The sequence below is a fragment of the Streptomyces sp. NPDC058375 genome, assembly GCF_042723425.1.
In the GTDB taxonomy this organism is placed as follows: Bacteria; Actinomycetota; Actinomycetes; order Streptomycetales; family Streptomycetaceae; genus Streptomyces; species Streptomyces durocortorensis.
Genome location: NZ_JBHXJG010000404.1, coordinates 1 through 4,166 on the forward strand (window position 1 = coordinate 1; position 4,166 = coordinate 4,166).

General features: G+C 73.5%; 5 protein-coding genes. All 5 read left to right on the forward strand.

What is annotated here, in order from left to right:
• Positions 1–246 precede the first annotated feature (246 nt).
• The 5 genes from ACFWM7_RS34155 (at position 247) to ACFWM7_RS34175 (ending at position 4,085) form a co-directional block, all read left to right on the forward strand.
• Positions 247–1,215 (forward strand): zinc-binding dehydrogenase, encoded by a 969-nt coding sequence (locus ACFWM7_RS34155; RefSeq protein ID WP_383268353.1) that lies wholly within the window; start codon positions 247–249, stop codon positions 1,213–1,215.
• Between the two features lie 88 nt (positions 1,216–1,303).
• Positions 1,304–2,725: a cellulase family glycosylhydrolase gene (locus tag ACFWM7_RS34160; protein ID WP_383268356.1), complete on the forward strand. Its 1,422-nt coding sequence runs from the start codon at positions 1,304–1,306 to the stop codon at positions 2,723–2,725.
• Entirely contained in the window at positions 2,703–3,242 is a 540-nt protein-coding gene (locus tag ACFWM7_RS34165) for a GNAT family N-acetyltransferase (protein ID WP_383268358.1), read from the forward strand. Before ACFWM7_RS34160 ends, ACFWM7_RS34165 begins: the two co-directional genes overlap by 23 nt.
• Positions 3,243–3,273: 31 nt before the next feature.
• Positions 3,274–3,483, forward strand: a complete 210-nt coding sequence (locus ACFWM7_RS34170) for a sigma factor-like helix-turn-helix DNA-binding protein (protein ID WP_006127526.1) — start codon at positions 3,274–3,276, stop codon at positions 3,481–3,483.
• Positions 3,483–4,085 (forward strand): Clp protease N-terminal domain-containing protein, encoded by a 603-nt coding sequence (locus tag ACFWM7_RS34175; protein ID WP_383268361.1) that lies wholly within the window; start codon positions 3,483–3,485, stop codon positions 4,083–4,085. The genes ACFWM7_RS34170 and ACFWM7_RS34175 overlap by 1 nt, the downstream gene beginning before the upstream one ends.
• The last annotated feature ends 81 nt before the right edge of the window (positions 4,086–4,166 follow it).

Genomic DNA, 4,166 nt, shown 5'->3' on the forward strand with positions numbered 1-4,166 from the left:
GGTTGTGCGGGCCCCCGCTGCTTAGACGCCGCAGGGGCTGGTTGTGCGGGCTTCCGTTGCTCAATCGCCGGAGGGGCTGGTTGTGCGGGCCCCCGCTGCTCAATCGCCGCAGGGGCTTGGGTTGCCGCTGGAGGGGCCGGAACGTGAGGCCCCGCTGGTCAAGCGCGGGGCGCGGGCGGACCCGGTTGGTGTGCGTCACACGCGGAGGCGGTTACGTGCGCGCCCCGCCCCGCCTATCGTCGAGCCATGTTCGCCGCCTACGCAGCCCGCATCGACCCCGACCAGCCCCTCACCGGCCTGGAGCTGGGCGAGCGCCCGGCCCCCGAGGCGCGTCCCGGGTGGAGCACCGTCACCGTCCGGGCCGCCTCCCTCAACCACCACGACCTCTGGTCCCTCCGGGGCGTCGGCCTCTCGCAGGACCGGCTGCCGATGATCCTCGGCTGCGACGCGGCCGGCGTCGACCAGGACGGCAACGAGGTCGTCCTGCACTCCGTCATCGGGCAGTCCGGGCACGGCGTCGGGCCCGACGAGCCGCGCTCCATCCTCACCGAGCGCTACCAGGGCACCTTCGCCGAGCAGGTCACCGTCCCCACCTGGAACGTCCTGCCCAAGCCGAAGGAGCTCAGCTTCGCCGAGGCCGCCTGCCTGCCGACCGCCTGGCTCACCGCGTACCGGATGCTGTTCACCAACGCCGGGGTGCGGCCCGGCGATTCCGTGCTCGTCCAGGGCGCCGGAGGCGGGGTCGCCACCGCCGCGATCGTGCTCGGCAAGGCCGCGGGACTGCGGGTCTTCGCCACCAGCCGGGACAAGGCCAAGCGCGAGCGGGCGGTCGAACTCGGCGCGCTGGAGGCGTACGAGCCCGGCGCCCGGCTTCCGCAGCGCGTGGACGCCGTCATCGAGACCGTGGGGGCCGCCACCTGGTCCCACTCCGTGAAGTCGCTGCGTCCCGGCGGCACCCTCGTCATCTCCGGGGCCACCAGCGGCGACCGGCCCACGCACGCCGAGCTGACCCGGATCTTCTTCCTGGAGCTGAAGGTCGTCGGCTCCACCATGGGGTCCAAGGACGAGCTGGAGGACCTGCTCGCGTTCTGCGCGACCACCGGCGTGCGCCCGGTCATCGACGAGGTGCTGCCGCTGGACCGGGCCCGGGAGGGGTTCGGGCGGCTGGAGTCCGGCGATCTGTTCGGGAAGATCGTGCTCACGCCGACCTCCTAGATCCCCCAAAGACTCCTCCACTCCGCATACTTGAACAAGTCTCAGCTTTGCTGATGAGATGCCGCCCATGCGAATGGGCAGAGCACTCATGGCAGTTGTCGTCGCGTCCGTGCTCGCGGCGGGGGCCCTCGCCCCCGCCGCCTCGGCGCGCCCCGCACCCGTCTCCCCGTCCCCGTCCTCGTACGAACGCGCCGTCCCGCCCCTCACCGACGACCGCGGGCGCACCCTCACCCTGCGCGGCTGGAACGTCGAGGACAAGGCGAACCGCGGCGAGGACGCCCTCGCTGCCATCACCGAACGGCACTTCCGCGACCTGCGGGCAGGCGGCTTCAACTTCGCCCGGCTGCTGGTCTTCTGGGACGACCTGGAGCCCCGGCGCGGGCAGTACAGCGCGCGCTACCTCCGCAAGATCGAACGCATCCTGGACTGGGCTCACAAGCACCGCGTCCACGTCCTCATCGACGCCCACCAGGACGTCTTCGGGCCGGCCTTCGGTCACCGGGGCATCCCGGAGTGGGCCACCAGGACCGACGGGCTGCCGTTCACGCCGAACCCCGACGACTGGTTCTCCGAGTATTTCCAGCCCGCCGTCCAGCGGGCCTTCACCCACCTCTACGAGGACCCCGACCTCCAGCGCGCCCAGGCCGCCATGTGGCAGGTCCTGGCGGAACGCCTCCGCGACCACCCGGCCGTCATCGGCTACGACCTGATCAACGAGCCCATGGGGGAGCTGCGTCCCGGCGAGGACCTGCCCGCCGCCGCCCGCCGCATCGAGGCCCAGCACCTCACCCCGATGTACAACCGGCTCGCCCGCGCCGTCCGGGCGAAGGACCGTTCCACCTGGATCTTCGCCGAGCCCACCCCCATCGTCGGCGAGGGCGTGCCCACCGGTCTCGGCCGGATCCACGACAGCCGGACCGTGTACGCCCCGCACTTCTACAACACCGCCATGGAAGCGGGCGCCGACTACGACCCGGACGCGGGCTGGATCGAGGCGTACGAGACCGCCGTCACCGCCTACCCGGCCCGCCACCGGATGCCCGTGGTCGTGGGGGAGTGGGGGCCGCTGAACAACGCCCTCCCCAACATGGGCCGCTTCTACCGCGAGGCCGTCGCCTCCCTGAACCGCTACAGCTCCGGCTGGGCGGGGTACGTCTGGTGTTACGGCGGTGGGTACTGCGCCGTCGACGAGCGCGGCCGCTTCCGTGCGAACAAGGAGCAGACCGCCACCCCGTACGCCCCGGCCGTCGCGGGAACCGTTCGCTCCGAGACGTACGACGCGGGCAGCCGCACCTACCGCCTGGCCTACCGGGCCTCCGCACGCCCCGGGGTGACCGAGCTGTCCCTGCCGCCGTCCTCCCGGGGATGGCGGGTCTCCGTCACCGGCCCGGCTCATGTCCTCGGCAAGGCGTCGCGCGGTGGGTGGCCCCTCGTGCTGGCGTGGCCCGGGGCCGAGGTGGTGGTGACCGTGCGGGAAGCTGGCCCGCATGGACGAACTGACCACCCCTGAAGGGTTTCTGCTGCGCCCCTGGCTGCCCGACGACGCCTCGGCGGTGCTCCGCGCCTTCACCCCGGCGGAGATGGACCGCCAGACGGACCGGCCCGTGGACGACCGGTCCGGGGCGCTGGCCTGGATCGCGGACCGCGCGCGTGAACGCGGTGCGCGCGCCGGCTACTCCTGGGCCGTCGTGGGGGAGGAGGGGGAGGCGCTCGGCTGTGTGGCGCTCAACGTCGTCAACCGCACGCACGACAGCGGCTGGGTCTCCTACTGGACCACCGAATCCGCGCGCGGCCGGGGCGTCGCCCCGGCCGGCGTGCGGGCGCTCGCGCGCTGGGCCTTCGGCGAGCTCGGGCTGTACCGGCTGGAGCTGGGGCACCGCACCGACAACCCCGCCTCCTGCCGGGTCGCGACCCGGTCCGGATTCGCGCCCGAGGGCATCGAGCGGGCCAAGCTGCGGTACGGCGACGTCCGGTACGACGTCGAGCGGCACGCGCGCCTCGCCGACGATGATGTCAACTTCGATTGACGAGAGGGTGATGTCAATGTAAGTTGACGCCATGACCGAAGCAACGGATCTGGCCGCACGCGCCGGTGACCGCGACCCGCGCGTCGGGCTGCGGGCGGTGGCCGCGCTGCGGCGGCTGCTGGAGCAGCTCGAAGCCGTACAAGTCAGAAGCGCCCGCGTTCAGGGCTGGTCGTGGCAGGAGATCGCCGCCGAGCTGGGCGTCAGTCGGCAGGCCGTGCACAAGAAGTACGGGAGGCGTTGATGTTCGAGCGATTCACCCGAGGGGCCCGCGCCACCGTGAAGGGCGGCGTCGCCCAGGCCGAGCGGGCCGGGGCCGACTCGGTCACCGAGGAACACCTGCTGCTCGCACTGCTGGAACAGGAGGGCGGCCGCGCCGCGTTCGCCGTCACCGCCCTCGGCCTCCACGCCCGCCGCGCCTCCCTGGACGCCGCCTTCGCCGAGGCCCGCCGACGCGGCGGCCTGACCAAGGCCGACACCGACGCCCTCGCCGGCATCGGGATCGACCTCGGCGCGATCGTCTCCCGGGTCGAAGGGGCCCACGGCGAAGGCGCCCTGGACGCCGGCCGGGGCGGCCGCCGGTGGTGGTGGTCCGGGCACCGTCCCTTCGCCCCGGGGGCGAAGACCGTGCTGGAGAGCTCGCTCCGGGTGGCCCTCGGCCGCGGCGACCGGTTCATCGGCGAGGAACACCTGCTCCTGGCTCTCACGGCGAAGCCGGGGGTCGTCGCCGACGTCCTCGCCGAGCACGGAGCGACCTACGCGACCGTGCAGCGCGCGCTGTACGGCCCCGACGCCGACGGGGGCGACGAGGGGGACGAGGGCCAGGGGCACGCCCTGGCCGGGTGAGCGGTGGGGCGGGAGCAGCCGGGTGAGCGGTGGGGCGGGAGCCCCGCCCCCACGCGCACCCCCGCCCCCCCGCCGGCCGGG